Annotated in this window: 16 protein-coding genes; 6 read left to right on the top strand and 10 right to left on the bottom strand. The window is 73.4% G+C overall.

The features are described from left to right. Nucleotides 1-81: 81 nt before the first annotated feature. The 3 genes from ACWCXC_RS03345 to ACWCXC_RS03355 all read right to left on the bottom strand — a co-directional run bounded on the left by ACWCXC_RS03345 (nucleotide 82) and on the right by ACWCXC_RS03355 (nucleotide 2700). A complete protein-coding gene (locus tag ACWCXC_RS03345) occupies nucleotides 82-1518 on the bottom strand; it encodes an SPFH domain-containing protein (protein ID WP_450886296.1) in 1437 nt (478 codons plus the stop codon). Between the two features lie 76 nt (nucleotides 1519-1594). Next, the gene (locus tag ACWCXC_RS03350) at nucleotides 1595-2107 is read right to left on the bottom strand and encodes a hypothetical protein (protein ID WP_450681422.1); all 513 of its coding nucleotides are present in this window, start codon (nucleotides 2105-2107) and stop codon (nucleotides 1595-1597) included. 107 nt (nucleotides 2108-2214) lie between these two features. Beyond that, entirely contained in the window at nucleotides 2215-2700 is a 486-nt protein-coding gene (locus ACWCXC_RS03355) for a peroxiredoxin (protein ID WP_450681423.1), read from the bottom strand. Nucleotides 2701-2900: 200 nt separating this feature from the next. On the opposite strand from ACWCXC_RS03355, the gene ACWCXC_RS03360 reads away from it, so the two are divergent. Further along, nucleotides 2901-4580 carry a SpoIIE family protein phosphatase gene (locus ACWCXC_RS03360; RefSeq protein ID WP_450681463.1) on the top strand — a complete coding sequence of 560 codons (1680 nt, stop codon included), beginning with the start codon at nucleotides 2901-2903 and terminating at the stop codon, nucleotides 4578-4580. A gap of 121 nt (nucleotides 4581-4701) precedes the next feature. On the opposite strand, the gene ACWCXC_RS03365 is transcribed toward ACWCXC_RS03360, so the two are convergent. The 4 genes from ACWCXC_RS03365 to ACWCXC_RS03380 are packed head-to-tail and all read right to left on the bottom strand — an operon-like array spanning nucleotide 4702 to nucleotide 7590. Further along, complete coding sequence (locus ACWCXC_RS03365; RefSeq protein ID WP_450886299.1) at nucleotides 4702-5307, bottom strand: hypothetical protein; 606 nt, start codon at nucleotides 5305-5307, stop codon at nucleotides 4702-4704. After that, nucleotides 5304-6542, bottom strand: coding sequence for an MAB_1171c family putative transporter (locus ACWCXC_RS03370; RefSeq protein ID WP_450681425.1), 1239 nt, complete (start codon nucleotides 6540-6542; stop codon nucleotides 5304-5306). The genes ACWCXC_RS03365 and ACWCXC_RS03370 overlap by 4 nt, the downstream gene beginning before the upstream one ends. Before the next feature lie 42 nt (nucleotides 6543-6584). Further along, complete coding sequence (locus ACWCXC_RS03375; RefSeq protein ID WP_450681426.1) at nucleotides 6585-7139, bottom strand: toxin; 555 nt, start codon at nucleotides 7137-7139, stop codon at nucleotides 6585-6587. Nucleotides 7140-7149: 10 nt separating this feature from the next. Further along, a complete protein-coding gene (locus tag ACWCXC_RS03380; protein ID WP_450681464.1) occupies nucleotides 7150-7590 on the bottom strand; it encodes a hypothetical protein in 441 nt (146 codons plus the stop codon). Nucleotides 7591-8381: 791 nt separating this feature from the next. Between ACWCXC_RS03380 and ACWCXC_RS03385 the strand changes: the two genes are divergently transcribed. Both ACWCXC_RS03385 and ACWCXC_RS03390 read left to right on the top strand, forming a co-directional pair. Beyond that, nucleotides 8382-8585 carry a cold-shock protein gene (locus ACWCXC_RS03385; RefSeq protein WP_450681427.1) on the top strand — a complete coding sequence of 68 codons (204 nt, stop codon included), beginning with the start codon at nucleotides 8382-8384 and terminating at the stop codon, nucleotides 8583-8585. Between the two features lie 169 nt (nucleotides 8586-8754). After that, nucleotides 8755-10323 carry a DEAD/DEAH box helicase gene (locus ACWCXC_RS03390; RefSeq protein ID WP_450681428.1) on the top strand — a complete coding sequence of 523 codons (1569 nt, stop codon included), beginning with the start codon at nucleotides 8755-8757 and terminating at the stop codon, nucleotides 10321-10323. Here the strand turns inward: ACWCXC_RS03390 and crcB (ACWCXC_RS03395) are convergent. The 3 genes from crcB (ACWCXC_RS03395) to crcB (ACWCXC_RS03405) are packed head-to-tail and all read right to left on the bottom strand — an operon-like array spanning nucleotide 10295 to nucleotide 11450. After that, nucleotides 10295-10669, bottom strand: a complete 375-nt coding sequence (gene crcB / locus ACWCXC_RS03395) for a fluoride efflux transporter CrcB (protein WP_450681429.1) — start codon at nucleotides 10667-10669, stop codon at nucleotides 10295-10297. The genes ACWCXC_RS03390 and crcB (ACWCXC_RS03395) overlap by 29 nt on opposite strands. Beyond that, entirely contained in the window at nucleotides 10666-11037 is a 372-nt protein-coding gene (locus ACWCXC_RS03400; protein ID WP_450681430.1) for a DUF190 domain-containing protein, read from the bottom strand. Before ACWCXC_RS03400 ends, crcB (ACWCXC_RS03395) begins: the two co-directional genes overlap by 4 nt. Beyond that, nucleotides 11034-11450, bottom strand: coding sequence for a fluoride efflux transporter CrcB (gene crcB, locus ACWCXC_RS03405; RefSeq protein WP_450681431.1), 417 nt, complete (start codon nucleotides 11448-11450; stop codon nucleotides 11034-11036). The genes ACWCXC_RS03400 and crcB (ACWCXC_RS03405) overlap by 4 nt, the downstream gene beginning before the upstream one ends. A gap of 382 nt (nucleotides 11451-11832) precedes the next feature. On the opposite strand from crcB (ACWCXC_RS03405), the gene ACWCXC_RS03410 reads away from it, so the two are divergent. The 3 genes from ACWCXC_RS03410 to ACWCXC_RS03420 all read left to right on the top strand — a co-directional run bounded on the left by ACWCXC_RS03410 (nucleotide 11833) and on the right by ACWCXC_RS03420 (nucleotide 15025). Beyond that, the gene (locus ACWCXC_RS03410; RefSeq protein ID WP_450681465.1) at nucleotides 11833-13326 is read left to right on the top strand and encodes a hypothetical protein; all 1494 of its coding nucleotides are present in this window, start codon (nucleotides 11833-11835) and stop codon (nucleotides 13324-13326) included. A 232-nt stretch (nucleotides 13327-13558) separates the two neighbouring features. Beyond that, nucleotides 13559-14386, top strand: a complete 828-nt coding sequence (locus ACWCXC_RS03415) for a peptidoglycan recognition protein family protein (RefSeq protein ID WP_450886303.1) — start codon at nucleotides 13559-13561, stop codon at nucleotides 14384-14386. Between the two features lie 45 nt (nucleotides 14387-14431). After that, entirely contained in the window at nucleotides 14432-15025 is a 594-nt protein-coding gene (locus tag ACWCXC_RS03420; protein WP_450681433.1) for a GNAT family N-acetyltransferase, read from the top strand. Nucleotides 15026-15120 lie beyond the last annotated feature (95 nt).

Raw genomic sequence — 15120 nt, forward strand, 5'->3', positions numbered from 1 at the left:
CGCGGAGACGGCCGGCCTCGGACACGGCCGTGCCCGGCCGGTACGGGACCGGCCGGGCACGGGAGCCGCTGGGGACCGGGGTCAGTCGCTGATCTCGATGGCACCGTTCCGCTCGGCGGTCTCCGGCTGGGCCGGGACCGGCGGCTTCGCGTTCGCCCCCTTGAGGTTGACCAGCAGGGCGCCCAGGTCGACGCCCGTGGTGGAGCTGAGCAGTTCCATGCCCTGGGCGACGTTCTCGGTGACCGTGCGCGACAGCTGGCTGGCACCGTCCGTCGAGATGACCGTCATCTTGTCGATGGCGCTCATCGGCTCGGCCGCCTTGGCGACGACCTGAGGCAGCACCTCGACGAGCATCTGGAGGACGGCCGCGTCCCCGTACTGCTTGAAGGCGTCGGCCTTCTTCTGCATGGCCTCGGCCTCGGCGGCACCCCGCGCGGCGATCGCGGCGGCCTCGGACTCGCCCTCGATGCGCACCGCCTCGGCGAGCGCGGAGCGGTGCAGCTTCTCGCCCTGACCGGTCAGCCGGGCGCGCTCGGCGTCCGCCTCGGCCTCCTTGACCTGGGCGATGCGGCGGGCCTCGGCCTCCTGCTCGGCCTGGTAGCGGGCGGCGTCGGCCGGCTTGCGGACCTTGGTGTCGAGTTCGCGGTCGGTCAGGGCGGCCTGCCGCTCGGCGACCTTCTCCTGCTCGGCCAGGACCTCCTGCTGGCGGGCGGCCTCGGCGAGCGGGCCCGCGGCGTTGGCCTTGGCGGCGGCCGCCTCGGTCTCGGCCTTGATCTCGGCCTGCTTGAGGTAGAAGGTCCGCTCGGCCACGGCGATCTCCTCGGCGGCCTTCAGCCGGGCCTGCTCCGAAGCGCGCCGGGCGATCGCCTCGGCGATGTCGGCCTCCTGCTTGGCGCGGGCGGCCTCCGGACGGCCGAGGTCCTCCAGGTAGGAGCCCTCGGTGGTGATGTCCTGGATCTGGAAGGCGTCCAGGATCAGGCCCTGGCCGGACAGGCTGGCCTCGGCCTCCTCGGCGACCTGGGCCGCGAAGGCGGCGCGGTCGCGGATGATGTCCTCGACCGACATCCGGCCGACGATGGCGCGCAGCGCGCCCGAGAGCACTTCCTGGGTGAAGCCGACGATGCCCTGCTGCTGCTGGAGGAAGCGCTGCGCGGCGGCGCGGATGGCGTCCTCGCTGCCGCCGACCTTGACGATGGCGACGCCTTCGAGGTTCGACTTGACCCCGCGCAGGGTGACGGCGCCGCGTACGGCGACGGGGATGTGCCGGCTGGAGAGGTCGAGCGTGAACTTCTGCTGGACGAACGGGACGACGAAGACGCCGCCGCCGACCACGACCTTCTGGCCGCTGTTGTCGATGCTGGCCCGGCCGGTCACCGGATCGATGGACTTCTTGCCGCGGCGGCCGGTGATGATGAACGCCTGGCTGGGCCCGGCGACCTTGTAGCGGGTGATCACGGCGAGCGCGATCAGGACGAGGAGTACGACGACTCCGGCGACGGCGATCAGAACTGGACTCATGAGGCGGTCCCCCTCTGCCTCCCGACGGGGACGGCAGTCGTGTGGCGTCCGGCGGACCTTCTGGCGTCCGGCGGAACTACTGGCGTTCGACGGGGCGGACGGCGACCGAGGTCGTCGAGAGCGCCGCCTCGACCCAGACCTCGGCGCCGCGTGCGACCGGCACCTGGCTCTTCGCCGAGAGCTTCACGGGCTGTCCCCCGAGCCGCAGCAGCACCTCCCCGTACCCGTCGGCCGGGATGGCCGTGACCACGGAGCCCGAGGTGCCGACGAGGTCCGACTCACGCGGTGTGGCATCGGTCTGGTCCCTCATCAGCGCCCGGCTGAACTTCCAGGTCAGCCAGGCCGCGACCAGGCCGGCGAGCGCGCCGGCGGCGGTCGCGACGACGGTGCCGGCCCCGGTCGTGCCGAGCACGATGGCACCGCCGAAACCGAGCATCGAGAGGAACCCGGCGATCACCGGCAGCGAGACGAGCCCGCTGAACAGTCCTTCGAGCAGGCCCCCGAAGAGCCCTTCGAGGATTCCGTCGAAGACCAGGGACAAGGCCAGCAGCGCGATCCCCGCGATACCGAGACCGAGGAACACGGTCATCCGATCACCCCTCCCCGGCCCCCGCGGCCCCCGCCGCGCATCCGTCGAACTGGCTGGATCGTCCCATACGGGCGGCGCGCCGGACACTGCCGTGTCCCGGCAGTGTTCTAGCTGTTACGGATGCCGGACACGTGCGTCGCCAGGGTGTCCAACGACTGGAACGTGGCCCCCAGCAGCGCCACGTGCTTCCACCGCAGCACCCCCTCGGGATCGACCAGGAACACCGAGCGCCGCACCCCGATCCCGGGCGCCGCGACCCCGAAGGCCCGCGCGGTCTCCCGCCCCGGATCGGCCAGCAGCGGCATCCGCAGCCCGTGCGCGCGGGCGAACGCCTCATGGCTGTCCACACCCTGGGGACTGATCCCCCAGACCTCCGCGTCCAGCCCCTCGAAGGTCTCCAGACCCGAGGAGTACGCGCAGAGCTGCTTGGTGCACACGGCGGTGTTGTCCCCCGGGTAGAAGGCCAGCACGAGAGCCCGGCCGCGCGCCCCGGAGAGCGTGTAGTCGCGGCGTACGAAGGAGTCCCCGTCGAGGACGCCTCCCGCCAGGGTGAAGTCGGGGAGCGTGGTGCCGAGGTGCGGTGACGATGCCATGGTGTGCCCTTCGGTGTGCGGCGCTGGTGGACGGAGCGGCCGGTGCTCCGTACAGGATGCGCGCCGGGCGTACGGGGGCCGCGCCGGACCGCCTGGGGATGCGGGCGCGGTGCGGGCGGCCCACGATAGGGAACCGGGCGGACTGGGCGTCCCGTGCCCCGCCCCAGGAGGTTGACTTGCAGGCCGAAGCGCACGCCGACATGCCGTCGCCCCTGGACGCCGGGGCGCTGGCGGCGCTGCTCGACGGCACCACGGCCGGGGTGGGCGTCCTGGACACGGGGCTGCGGTTCCTCTACGTCAACCCGGCCCTCGAACGGCTCAACGGCCTCCCGGCCGCCGCCCACCTCGGCCGCACGGTCGCCGATGTGCTGCCCGAGGTCGACGTGCGGGAGGACCTGATGCGCGCGGTGCTGGCCGACGGGCGGGCGCGCGAGATCACCTCCAGCGGGTGGACGCCCGCCGCCTCCGGCACCGACCGGCGCTACTGGCACGGCGCCTACCACCGGCTGGAGGTGGACGGCCGGATCGTCGGCCTGGCCGGGATCGTCCTGGAGGTCAAAGCCTCCGACGAGGAACAGCGCCGGCTGGCCCAGGCCCGCCGCCATCTGACCCTGCTGGACATCGCCGGCAGCAGGATCGGCACCAGCCTCGACATGGACACCACCTGCGCCGAACTGGTCGACCTGGTCGTCCCTGAGCTGGCCGACCTCGCGACCGTCGAGGTCTTCCCCCGGGAGGTCGCCACGCCGGTGCGCCCCGCGCCCCCGGGCCTGGTGAGGCTGAGGCGGGCCGCCGCCACGGCGGTGCCCGCGCTGCGCGGGGCGCTGGCGCGGTTCGGCGCGACCGGCGACTACGTCGACTACCAGGAGGACGCGGCCGTACCGCGCTGTCTGGCGGCCAACCGGCCCGTTCTCGAAAACCTCACGACCGACGACCAGCTCGGCCGCTCCGCCCCCTCCCCGGACCGCATCGCCGCCTACCGCGCCCTCGGCATGCACTCGGCGGTGGTCGTGCCGCTCTCCGTGCGCGGCGAGCCGATCGGTGTGCTGGGCCTGGTCAGGGCCGGGGACTCGCCCGTCTTCACGGAGGACGACGTGCTGGTCGCCCGCGAGCTGGCCGGGCGGGCCGCCGTCGGCCTCGACCACGCGCGCCGCTTCACCCATGAACACACCATCGCCCTGGAGCTCCAGCGCTCCCTGCTCTCCGAACCGCGCCCGCCGCACCCGCACATCGAGATCGCCACCCGCTATCTGCCGGCCGACCGCGGTGCCCTCGTCGGCGGCGACTGGTTCGACGTCATCCCGCTGCCCGGCGGACGCCACCTCAAGGCCATGGGCGATGTGATGGGACACGGCGTCGAGGCGGCCGTCGCCATGAGCCACTACCGCTCGCTGCTGCGGCTGCTGGCCGACGAGCAGTTGCCGCCGCACCGCATCCTGGAGCAGCTGGACCGGATGGTGGAGCGCTCCGGGATCGACCGGGCTGCCACCTGTCTGCTCGCCCTCGTCGACCGGGCCGGGCAGGTGTGCCAGGTGTCGAGCGCCGGTCATCTGCCCCCGGTGTTCATCGACCCCGGACCCGGCGGCACGCGGATCGCGGACGTACCGGCCGGACCGCCGCTCGGCACCGGCTTCGGCGGTTACCGTACGACCTCGATCGCCTGCGGGCCCGGAACGGTGCTGTTCATGTACACCGACGGTCTGGTCGAGCGGCGCGACGAGGACATCGACGTCTCCGTCCGCAGACTCTCGGAGCTGACGCTGCCGCCCAGCGGCGCCATGGAGGAGCTGCTGGACGCGGTGCTCGACCGCTTCGGCCCCGGCGCCGAGGACGACATCGCGGTCCTGGCCTCGCGCGCCCGGCCGGACCGGCCCGCCTGACCGGACCGGGCCGCCCCGCCTGACGCGGGACATCGGGACACGGCTCCCGGCCCGACCGCGTAAGGGACACGACTCCGGGCCTCACGCCCCCGCCCTCGTCCAGCGGGCAACGCCCCCGCCCTCACCGCAGCAGGAACGCGCCCGCCGTCGCCGCGCCCAGGGCCGCGCCTGCCGTCACCTGCGCGGTCGTGTGGTAGCCGAGGGCGACCCGCGACCAGCACACGGCCACCGTCATGGCGTACCCGAACAGCCACCACGGCGAGTGCACCGCGCTCAGCAGCGCGACCGAGGCCGAGGCGACGGAGGCGTCCACCGAGATCTTCCAGACGGTGTTCACGGCCAGGAGCACCACGGTCATCGCCCACAGCGCGAGCATCGCCGTGAGGATGCCGGAGGGGGCGCCGCCCGCCACCATGACGACCGAACCGGCGCCGATGGAGCCGAGGATGACGAGGAAGATCGGGGCCCGCTTCGTCCGGTCGACGACATGGCGGTCGCCCCAGGTGCCGCGCCCGCGTTCCCACTCGATGTATCCGGCCGGGACGATCCCGGCGCACAGCGCGCCGAGCAGCCCCCAGAGGAGTCCGGTCCAGTCGCCCGCGGCGGCCAGTCCGATGGCGAGCATCCCGCCCAGCAGGACGTTGCGGGGCTGGAAGACATCGGTCACGGTGCGCGCGACGGGGTGCTCGGCCGGGGCGCCGGTGGTGCTGTCGTTGGTCGTGGTCATGCCGGGTGCTCCTCGACGGCCGCGGGGGACTCCAGGAGCCGCCGGGCGTCCTGCTCGGTGACGGTGCGGAAGGCGGCGGCGACCCGGACGAGCCGGGCGATCTCGCCGTCCTGGTCGGTGGCGTGCTGCGCGGCGACGGCGGCGGCCGGCCCGGCGGGCGCCCCCTCGCCCCGGGCCACCAGCGCCGCCCGGATCCAGAGCGCGTCGGCCGTCGGACCGGGCCCGCCGCCGGCGGCCTCGGCGGCCGGGAGCAGTGCGTCCGGCACGTAGTGGCGCAGCTTCTCCACCGCGTCGGCGATGTCCGCCGCCCAGCGGTCGATCCGCAGATCGGCCGGGGTCCCGAACCGGGTCAGCTCGCGCAGCAGCGGGGCCGGGGGTTCGAAGGGCTGCTCGGGGAAGGCCGTCATCAGCTCGGACCAGAGGGGGTGCAGCCGGGCCTGGGCCCGCCAGAGCTTCGCGCGGCGCGCGACGTTGTGGCAGGCGGGCACGGAGGCGCCGACCGCGAAGAACGCGAACAGGACGAGCTGGGCGGCCTCCGTGATCTCGTCGAAGCGCAGCGCGAACGCCTCGCCGGGCCGGTCCACGACGCTGATCCACAGGAACAGCGTCCGGCTGACGGTGTAGCCGACGCCGATGAACATCGCGAACGTCATCATCCCCAGCCCCACCCGCAGATGGAGCCGCCGGGCGCTCCCGGTGGCCAGCGCCCACTGGTAGGCGCAGACGGCGGACGCGGCACCGAGGTAGAGGTAGAAGACCGTCATGTAGAGCGTCGCGCCCCACTGGCCGGCGTGGTCGGCGACGAAGCGGTCCGAGGGGGCGGAGCGGTCGACGACGGTGAAGAAGAGGACGGTCAGCAGGACGAGCGTGGCCACCGACGCCTTCGCCGCGACCTGCTGGATCAGCCGGGCGAACCGCACATGGCGGGGGATGGCCCCGGCGTCCGCGTAACTCCCGTAGATCGCCACGATGTAGCTGAGGATGGCGAGGATCGCGACGGTCGCGGTGTAGTGCTTGATGAGGACGGACAGATCGGTGACCGGGCTGTCGTTGAGCCCGATGCGCACGACGCGGGTCTTGGTCCAGAGCGCCGCCGCGAATCCGGCGTAGCAGCCCCAGAGCGCCCGGCGCCGCCGGTCCTCCTCGTCGCCCCACAGGGCGGCCGGCATGCGCCACAGGGCGACGGCGGTCATCAGACCGGCTATGAGGTAGCCGGCGGCGTCGAGCGGGGTCACGGCAGGGGTCCTTGGGGTGGGGGACGGGGAGGGGCCGGCGGGTCAGGGCCGGCGGAAGAGCCCCCGGCGGCGGCGGGCGACCGGCCGGGCGAGCGAGGTGGCGAGCCGTCCCACCATGTCGTCGCTGGTCACGTCCCGGGCCATCCGGGGGATGAGCGAGGCCCCGAGTTCGGCCATGCGCTCGTCGTGGGTGTCGTACTGCGCGCGGGCCTGCACCGCGTCCGGCGCGAGCACCGCCTCCGGTCCGACGACCCGGGCGATCAGCGAGGTGTCGAAGACCGGCAGCAGCCGCCGCAGTTGCTCGGCGTCCAGCGAGGCCCCGTGGTCGAACCACTCGTGGCACAGCTCGTGCAGCACGACGTGCTGGGTCTGGTACGCGGTCGGGCGCCGGCGGTAGAGGACGAAGCTGGTCCCGCCGGCCTTCAGCCGCAGCCCGCACGCGGTGTTGACGCGGGCGAGCCGGTCGGGCATCTCCTGGAGCACGATGGTGCGGCCGGTGGCCTCCTCCATGTTCGCCACCAGCCCCTCGACGGTGAAGGGGAAGGGGATCGGCAGCCCTGCCAGCCCCGCCTCGCACTCCCTCCTCAGTTCACGCATGGACGGAACCCTAGGGCCTTTCGGTGCCCGGGGTCTCCCGGTCCTTGGCGTCCTGGAGGAGGTCCAGGGCGAACTGGAGCAGTTCGGGCGGCAGCCCGTCCTCGTCGAGGCCCCGTCCGGCGATGCCGCTGATCTCCCCGGTGCGCCGTTTGGCGAGGAACTGGAGGCCGGCGACGACGTCGTCCACGACCTCGGACTCCTCCTTGAAGAACCGCCAGTCCACCCCGAAGCCGAGGCCGAGCGCCTTGAGGATCTCCTCGGAGGGCTGGGTCACCTTGCCGGCCAGGATGTTGGAGAAGTAGCTGTGGGAGAGGGAGCCGCCGCGCTCCTTGACCAGGTCGGCGAAGACCCGGCCCGAGATCTTCCGGCCGGGAAAGGTCTTCTCGACCATGTACTCGACCTTCTGCCGCAACGTCCGCAGCTCCGGCGCGCGTTCCTCGCCGCTGTCCATCCGGTCCCCCACGTTCCCGTCCACCGCGCGGGCGCCCGTCGGGCCGTCCACGCTGCTCGTTTCGGTCAACGGGCTCGTACTGTAACCAACCCGCGGGTTCGGTCCGCCGCCCGGGAGGCCAGGGGGGCGCCGTAAGGGGATGAAGTGGAGCATGTCGCTCCGGTGCTCGGAGCGGGCTTGCGCAAACACTCTACGTCACTGTTAACTCGAAAAAACATGGGCAGGGGACCACGAGGGGAGTCCCTTGCCCATGAAGACGTACGCGCGGGCTCCTCCGGGGGAAGAGGGCCCGCGCGCACAGGGGTGTAGCCCTTCACGACGGGGGATGCGTGAAGGGCTACCTCTCCATTATGGCCCCTGGTCAGGCAGTCATCAACTGACCCGCTGGTCAGTGCCCTTGGTGCGCGTCCCCGCGTGCCTCCCCATGCCCTGCCCGGCCCCGGACCGCCGGACGCGCCCCCGGACCGCCGCCCGGCCGCGCCCGCCGGACCGCCGCCCGCCGCCGAATGTCCTTTGCCGCCTCCGTCGAATTCCCCCGGGGCGCGGACGGAAATGATGGTCCGACCGGTCCGTCGCAATTACATGCCGCGCTTGTTCGGATTCACCGTGCTACCGTGGACGTCAGTTGCAGTTGTGGTTCCCGATGACATCGGTGCTTCTCCCGGAGAAATGGTCCGGTGAGCGCGCTTGAGCATTTTTCCGGTTCGTTGTTCCGGACGGGGTAATCATCGCGACGACGTGGGACCTGCACGGTGCGGGTTCCCGGGCTCTGCCCCAGAAGGAGAAAAAACATGGCCAGCGGCACGGTCAAGTGGTTCAACGCGGAAAAGGGCTTCGGCTTCATCGAGCAGGACGGCGGCGGCGCCGACGTCTTCGCCCACTACTCGAACATCAACGCCACCGGCTACCGGGAACTGCAGGAGGGCCAGAAGGTCGTCTTCGACGTCACGCAGGGCCAGAAGGGCCCGCAGGCGGAGAACATCGTCCCCGCGTGATTCCGATGGCACCGGCGCTCCGGCGCCGCGTGGACATTCACGGCCGGGTCCCGCACCACAGGTGCGGGACCCGGCCCGTTCGCGTATACCGAAGGGCCGTTCCAGTGATTTCCGTGCCGCAATGCGCATCGAATTCCCCGATACCCGTCCGGCCGAGGAAGGACATCCCATGAGCCGCGACCGTTCGGGCCGCCAGGACCGTTCCGGCCGTTCCGACGACCGGGATTTCCGGGCGCGGGGCGCCGGCCCCCGCCGGTCCCGTTCCGGGGGATTCCGCGCACCGGGTCAGGACAAGCCCGGCGCCCGCCGTCGATTCGGCGCCCCGGTGCGGCCCACCGCCGAAAGCGGCCGGCGCACCGCCACCCGGAAGGGCGAGTTCACCCTGCCGGAGACCGTCACCCCGGCGAGGCCCGCCGTGGACTCCTTCGCCGATCTGCCGCTGCTGCCCGCCCCGCTGCTGGCCGCGCTCGACGCCGAGGGCCTCACCGTCCCCTTTCCGGTCCAGGGCGCCACGCTGCCCGACGCGCTCGCCGGCCGCGACGTCCTGGGCCGCGCCCGCACCGGCTCGGGCAAGACGCTCGCCTTCGGCCTGGCGCTGCTGGCCCGTACCGAGGGCCGTCGCGCCGCCGCCCGCCGCCCGCTCGCCCTGGTCCTCGTCCCCACCCGCGAACTGGCCCAGCAGGTCACCGCCGCCCTCGCCCCGTACGCCCGCGCGCTGAAGCTGCGCACGGCCACCGTCGTCGGCGGCATGTCCCTCGGCGGGCAGAGCGCGGCGCTGCGCGGCGGCACCGAGGTCGTCGTGGCCACGCCGGGCCGCCTCAAGGACCTGATCGAACGCGGCGACTGCGCCCTGGACCGGGTCATGGTCACGGTCCTGGACGAGGCCGACCAGATGGCCGACCTGGGCTTCATGCCGCAGGTCACCGCACTGCTCGACCAGGTCCACCCGGAGGGCCAGCGGATGCTGTTCTCCGCCACCCTGGACCACAACGTCGGCTCCCTGGTCCGCCGCTATCTCCACGACCCCGTCGTGCACTCCGTCGACCCGGCCGCCGCGACCGTGGCGACGATGGAGCACCACGTCCTCCACGTCCGGCCCGGCGACAAGGACGCCACCACGGCGGAGATCGCCACGCGCGAGGGCCGCGTGATCATGTTCCTGGAGACCAAGCAGGCCGTGGACGAACTGGCACGGCACCTGCTCTCCCTGGGCATAGAGGCCGGGGCGCTGCACGGCGGGAAGTCCCAGCCGCAGCGCAACCGCACCCTGGAGCGGTTCCGCACCGGCCAGGTGCCGGTGCTCCTCGCCACCGACGTCGCCGCCCGGGGCATCCACATCGACGCGCTCGACCTCGTCGTCAACGTCGATCCGCCCACCGACGCCAAGGAATACCTCCACCGCGGCGGACGCACCGCGCGGGCCGGGGCCTCCGGCAGCGTCGTCACCCTGGTGATGCCCTCCCAGCGCCGGGAGGTGGCCCGGCTGATGGCCGAGGCCGGCATCACCCCGCACATCGCGGAGGTGCGCCCCGGCGGGGCCGAGCTGGGCCGGATCACCGGGGCGCGTCCGGCCGGACGGGAGGCCGACGGCGGGAAGACCGACAGCGGAAAGACCGGAAAAGCCGACGGCGGAAAAGCCGACGGCGGGAAGGCCGACGGCGGGAAGGCCGACGACGGGAAGGCCGACGGCGGGAGGGCCGACGGAAAGGTCAGGCCCACACGGCGTCGGCCAGGGTGACCCCGGCGAAGGCCGCGCCCAGGCCCGCGACCACGCTCGCCGCCGCGTTGACGGCGGCGTAGAACCGGGCCCCGTCCTCGGCCAGCCGCAGCGTCTCGTAGCTGAACGTCGAATACGTGGTCAGCGCCCCGCAGAGCCCCGTGCCCACCAGCAGCTGGACGTGCGTGGAGGCGGCTCCGGCCGCCACCGCGCCGGTCAGCAGCCCCAGCACCAGGCTGCCGCAGACGTTGACCGTGAACGTCCCCCACGGGAAGACCGTGTCGTGCCGGGCCTGCACGGCCCGGTCCGTCAGATAGCGCAGGGGAGCGCCGACGGCCGCGCCGACGATGACGAGCAGCCAGTTCACCGCTGCTCCCCCGCGTCCCGCCCCGGCCCCGGCGCGGGATGCGGCCGGACGATCTCGCAGGCGTCCAGGGTGACCGGTCCGCCACCGGTCAGCTCGGCGATGCGGGGCAGGAAGGCCCGGATCCGTTCTTCTGTGTCCACGACGACCACGGCCACCGGCAGGTCCTCGCTCAGCGAGAGCAGCCGCTGGGTGTGGATCATCGAGGAGGCGCCGAAGCCCTCGATGCCCCGGAAGACGCTCGCGCCCGCCAGCCCCGCCGCGTGCGCCCGGTGCACGATCTCCGTGAAGACCGGCCGGTGGTGCCAGGTGTCCGACTCGGCGACCAGGACGGTCAGCCGCAGACCCGCGTGTGACTCCGGTGCGCTCATGCCTGCCTCCACGCCAGCGCGCGGCGGGTCAGCCACACCGCGCTCCACACCGCCGCGAGGGCCGCGAGCAGCGTCAGGGCCAGATAGGCCAGGCCGGTCCGCGCCCGGCCGCCGTCGACCAGCCGCTCGATGTCCACGGCGTACGTCGAGAACGTGGTGAACCCGCCCAGCACCCCCGTACCGAAGAACGGCCGCACCAGGCGGTGGGCCGGCCACGCCTCGCTGATCACGACCATGAACACCCCGATGACCGCGCAGCCGGTCACGTTGACCACGAGGGTCGTCCACGGGAAGCCGCCCGCCGGGGTCGGCCACAGCAGCGAGGCCCCGTACCGGGCGCACGCGCCCGCGGCGCCGCCCAGCGCGACGACCGCGACGACCGCGGTCTGCGGGTTCCTGGTCTTCTCGGACACACGTCTCCTACCTGCCGGGGCGACCGCCGGACGCGGGCGCGCGCACGTACGCAAGTAGGGACCGTTGGCGGTGCGGTGACCGCGGTTCGGATACGGCGGGCCCCACCGCCGCGCGGCGACCGTTCCCGGTCCCCGCTCCCTCCAGATTATCGCCCGCGTCCGGCCGGGGCGTACCCGGTGGATCAGAGGCCCTAGGGTGACCCGCGTGTATGCCGGCGGGGAATTGCGGACGACAGTCGACGACAGAGTGCGGGTGCCACTGCCCCGCCGTGGGGACGGAGGGGCGGCGACGGGCCCGGTGGCGGGGCCGCCCTGGTGGAGGCGGCAGCGGGTCCCGCTGACCGCCGTGGCCGCGGTGGTTCCGCTGTACGCCGTATGGGCGATGTTCCTGGGCACCGGCGGCGGCGACCTCGCGGCCCAGCTGGCCTGGTCGGGATTTACCGCGCGGCATCCGGGCGCCGCCTACAACCTGTCCTGGTACGGCGGGACGCACACCGCCAACTACAGCGTCTTCTCCTCCTATCTGATGGCGTTCGCCGGCGTCCGCGCGGTCTCCGTGGCCGCCGGGCTCGCGGGCACCTGGCTGCTGGCCGTCCTCTTCGAGCGCCGGGGCATGGCGCAGCCGCTGCTCCCCGCGCTGTTCGGGGCGTTCGCCCTGTGGTGCAACGTCGCCTCCGGACGCACCACGTTCACCCTGGGCGTCGCCATCGGGCTCGTCGCCTGCCTGTACGCGGAGCGGGCGCTCGTCGCCGTGGCGGCCGGGGCGCTGTCCACGATGGCCAGCCCGGTCTCCGGCCTTTTCCTGGTGGTCACGGGGGCCGCGTATCTGCTGGACCGGCAGTGGCGCAAGGGCGCGGTCCTCAGCGTGCCGTTCTTCGTGGTGGTCGGGTCCACGTCGCTGCTCTTCCCGTTCCACGGCGAGCAGCCGATGCCCGGGAACCGGGTGTGGATGCCGCTCGCGATGTGCGCGGTGCTGGCGGCTGCGGCCCCGGCGGGGCGTTCCTGGCTGCTGCTGCGGTACGGCGCCGTCGTGTACGCCGTGGGCGTGGTGCTCACCTACTTTGTCGCCTCGCCCATCGGGACGAACGTGGAGCGGCTGCTCGGTCTGGTCGCGCCGCCCCTGCTGCTGGCGGCGGCGTGCGCGCTGCGCCGGGAGGGGTCCCGGCGGCGGGCGGCGGTGATGGCGCTGGCCCTGGTGGTGTCCTGCGGCTGGCTTCTCAACAAGACCGTGAGCGACCTCAGGGTGTCCAGCAAGGTGCCGGTCTGGGCGGCGCACACCGAGGGCGTGGTGGCCGAACTGCGCCGCCTGGGCGCCGACCGGGGACGCGTCGAGGTCGTCCCGGCCCGCAACCACCGCGAGGCGGCGGTCCTCGCCCCGTACGTGAACATGGCACGCGGCTGGAACCGGCAGCTGGACGTCGAACGGGGCCGGCTCTTCTACGACGGGACGTTCTCGCCGCAGGCGTACCGGGCCTGGCTGGACCGCTGGGCGGTGGGCTTCGTGGTGCTCCACCACGGCAAGCCGGACGGCCCGGCGCGGGCCGAGGCGGAGCTGGTCGCGGCCGGACAGCCCTGGCTGACCCCGGTGTGGCGGGACGCCGGCTGGACCGTCTACCGGGTCCACGACGCGACGCCCCTGGTCGAGGCCCCCGCGCAGGTGGTGCGCGGCGACGACGCGGAGCTGGTGGTGCGGGTGCCCGAGGCCGGTTCGGTGACGATCCGGGTGGCCCATTCGCCGTGGCTCCGGGCGCGCGGGACGGACGGCGCGCGGGCCTGTCTGCGGCCGGACGGCGAATGGACCCGGCTGACGGTGCCGAAGGGCGGCACATACCGGCTGGACTCGGCGTACCGGCTGCCGCGCGGCGGGGGCTGCTGAGGCGCGGGGGCGGTCTGCGGGGCGGGGGTTGCTGAGGCACGGGGGCCGGTCTGCGGGGTGGGCGGCGCCGCGTACCGGGGTGAGCGGTGCCGCGTTCCGGGCCGCGCCCCGGTGCGTGTACGCCGGGGCGCGGTTCCTGGTGCGCGAGCCCGGGGCGCGTCCCCGACCAGGGGTTTCACCCGATCGGCCACGCTTTCTGCGCACCGGGCGGTGAGGCCGCAGGGTGGAGGTCATGTGGCCCCATCAACGGATATGGCTGGGCGCCGCGGTCCTCCCGCTCGCTTTCCTGGTGCTGCGGGACGCCCCGGTGCGCTTCGTGTCGTCCGCGCCCGCCGCCCCGGTGCACGAACGGGCCCCGGGGGTCCCGCAGCCGGCGATCGTCACCCGGGCGGCCTGGCACGCGGACGAGGGCATGGTGCGCGAGCACGCGGTCTACACGGGCGCGGTGCGGGCGGTCTTCATCCATCACACGGGGGAGTCCAACGCCTACGACTGCGCGGACGTGCCGCGGATGCTGCGCGCGGTCGAGGAGTCCCACATCAAGGGCAACGGCTGGGACGACATCGGCTACAACTTCCTCGTCGACCGCTGCGGAACCATCTACGAGGGCCGGGCCGGCGGCATCACGCGCCCGGTCCGGGGGGCGCACACCACGGGCTTCAACGCGGACAGCGTGGGCGTGGCCGTGCTGGGCGACTACGGGAAGGGGGCGAAGGTGCCCCGTGCCCTCGTGCGGGCGCTGGCCGAGGTCGCGGCCTGGAAGCTGCGGCCCGGCTCCGATCCGCGCGGCACGGTGCGGCTCGTCTCGACGAACGACGCGAGCCGCTACGGCAAGGGCGAGACGGCCGTGCTCCACGTCATCTCCGGCCACCGCGACGCCTACCAGACCAACTGCCCCGGCGAGGCGCTGTACGCGGCGCTGCCCGCGATCCGGGAGGAGTCGGCGGCCCTCCGGCGGGCCCGCACCGGCACGGCGGACGCGGAGTCCCCGCGCGGGCCGGAGCGGGACGGAGAGCCGGGCCGGAGCGGGCCGCCGTCACTCGTTCCGGTTTCGCACTAGTACGTAACCTTGTTCTGTCTAGTGTGAATGGCCTAGCATGGCGGTATGCCCGCGACACAGCCTCTTCCCGTGACCCTGACCGGCCGCCATGTCCGCATCGAGCCGTTGTCCCCCGACCATCTCGACGACCTCTTCGCCGCCGGAGGCGACGACGAGGAGGTCTGGCGCTGGCTGGGCCGACCGACACCCCGCACCCCCGAGGAGCTGGCCGAGGTCATGGCCGGACTGCTGGAGGACGCCCGGCGCGGGGCGTACGTCCCGCTCGCCGTCATCCACCGCGAGAGCGGCCGGGCGATCGGCTGGACGACCTTCATGGACATCGATGTGGCCGACGAGCGCCTGGAGATCGGCTTCACCTGGTACGGCCGCGCCCACTGGCGCTCCGCGGTCAACACCGAGACGAAGATTCTCCTGCTCACCCACGCCTTCGAGGAACTGGGCATGGGACGCGTCCAGTTGAAGACCGACCATCTCAACGTCCGCTCCCAGCAGGCGATAGCCCGCCTCGGCGCCCGCCGCGAGGGCGTCCTGCGCCGCCACCGCCGCCGCCCGGACGGCACCTGGCGCGACACGGTCTACTTCTCGCTGCTCGCGGAGGAGTGGCCGGAGGCCAAGGCCCGTCTGTCGGCCCGCATATGAGGGGTACGGAGGACTTTCACCGCTCCTGAGGGGCACGGAGGCTCTTCGCCGTGCGGGGTCCGGCGTGCGGGGTGGCCCCGTGGCGTGGGACGCCC

The organism is Streptomyces sp. NPDC001515, from assembly GCF_053597115.1.

Excerpts from the sequence above, each read along its gene's own strand:
- ACWCXC_RS03345 (WP_450886296.1), bottom strand. The coding sequence starts at position 1,518 with ATGAGTCCAGTTCTGATCGCCGTCGCCGGAGTCGTCGTACTCCTCGTC.
- ACWCXC_RS03350 (WP_450681422.1), bottom strand. The coding sequence starts at position 2,107 with ATGACCGTGTTCCTCGGTCTCGGTATCGCGGGGATCGCGCTGCTGGCC.
- ACWCXC_RS03355 (WP_450681423.1), bottom strand. The coding sequence starts at position 2,700 with ATGGCATCGTCACCGCACCTCGGCACCACGCTCCCCGACTTCACCCTG.
- ACWCXC_RS03360 (WP_450681463.1), top strand. The coding sequence starts at position 2,901 with ATGCCGTCGCCCCTGGACGCCGGGGCGCTGGCGGCGCTGCTCGACGGC.
- ACWCXC_RS03365 (WP_450886299.1), bottom strand. The coding sequence starts at position 5,307 with ATGACCACGACCAACGACAGCACCACCGGCGCCCCGGCCGAGCACCCC.
- ACWCXC_RS03375 (WP_450681426.1), bottom strand. The coding sequence starts at position 7,139 with ATGCGTGAACTGAGGAGGGAGTGCGAGGCGGGGCTGGCAGGGCTGCCG.
- ACWCXC_RS03380 (WP_450681464.1), bottom strand. The coding sequence starts at position 7,590 with ATGGACAGCGGCGAGGAACGCGCGCCGGAGCTGCGGACGTTGCGGCAG.
- ACWCXC_RS03385 (WP_450681427.1), top strand. The coding sequence starts at position 8,382 with ATGGCCAGCGGCACGGTCAAGTGGTTCAACGCGGAAAAGGGCTTCGGC.
- ACWCXC_RS03390 (WP_450681428.1), top strand. The coding sequence starts at position 8,755 with ATGAGCCGCGACCGTTCGGGCCGCCAGGACCGTTCCGGCCGTTCCGAC.
- ACWCXC_RS03400 (WP_450681430.1), bottom strand. The coding sequence starts at position 11,037 with ATGAGCGCACCGGAGTCACACGCGGGTCTGCGGCTGACCGTCCTGGTC.
- ACWCXC_RS03410 (WP_450681465.1), top strand. The coding sequence starts at position 11,833 with ATGTTCCTGGGCACCGGCGGCGGCGACCTCGCGGCCCAGCTGGCCTGG.
- ACWCXC_RS03415 (WP_450886303.1), top strand. The coding sequence starts at position 13,559 with ATGTGGCCCCATCAACGGATATGGCTGGGCGCCGCGGTCCTCCCGCTC.
- ACWCXC_RS03420 (WP_450681433.1), top strand. The coding sequence starts at position 14,432 with ATGCCCGCGACACAGCCTCTTCCCGTGACCCTGACCGGCCGCCATGTC.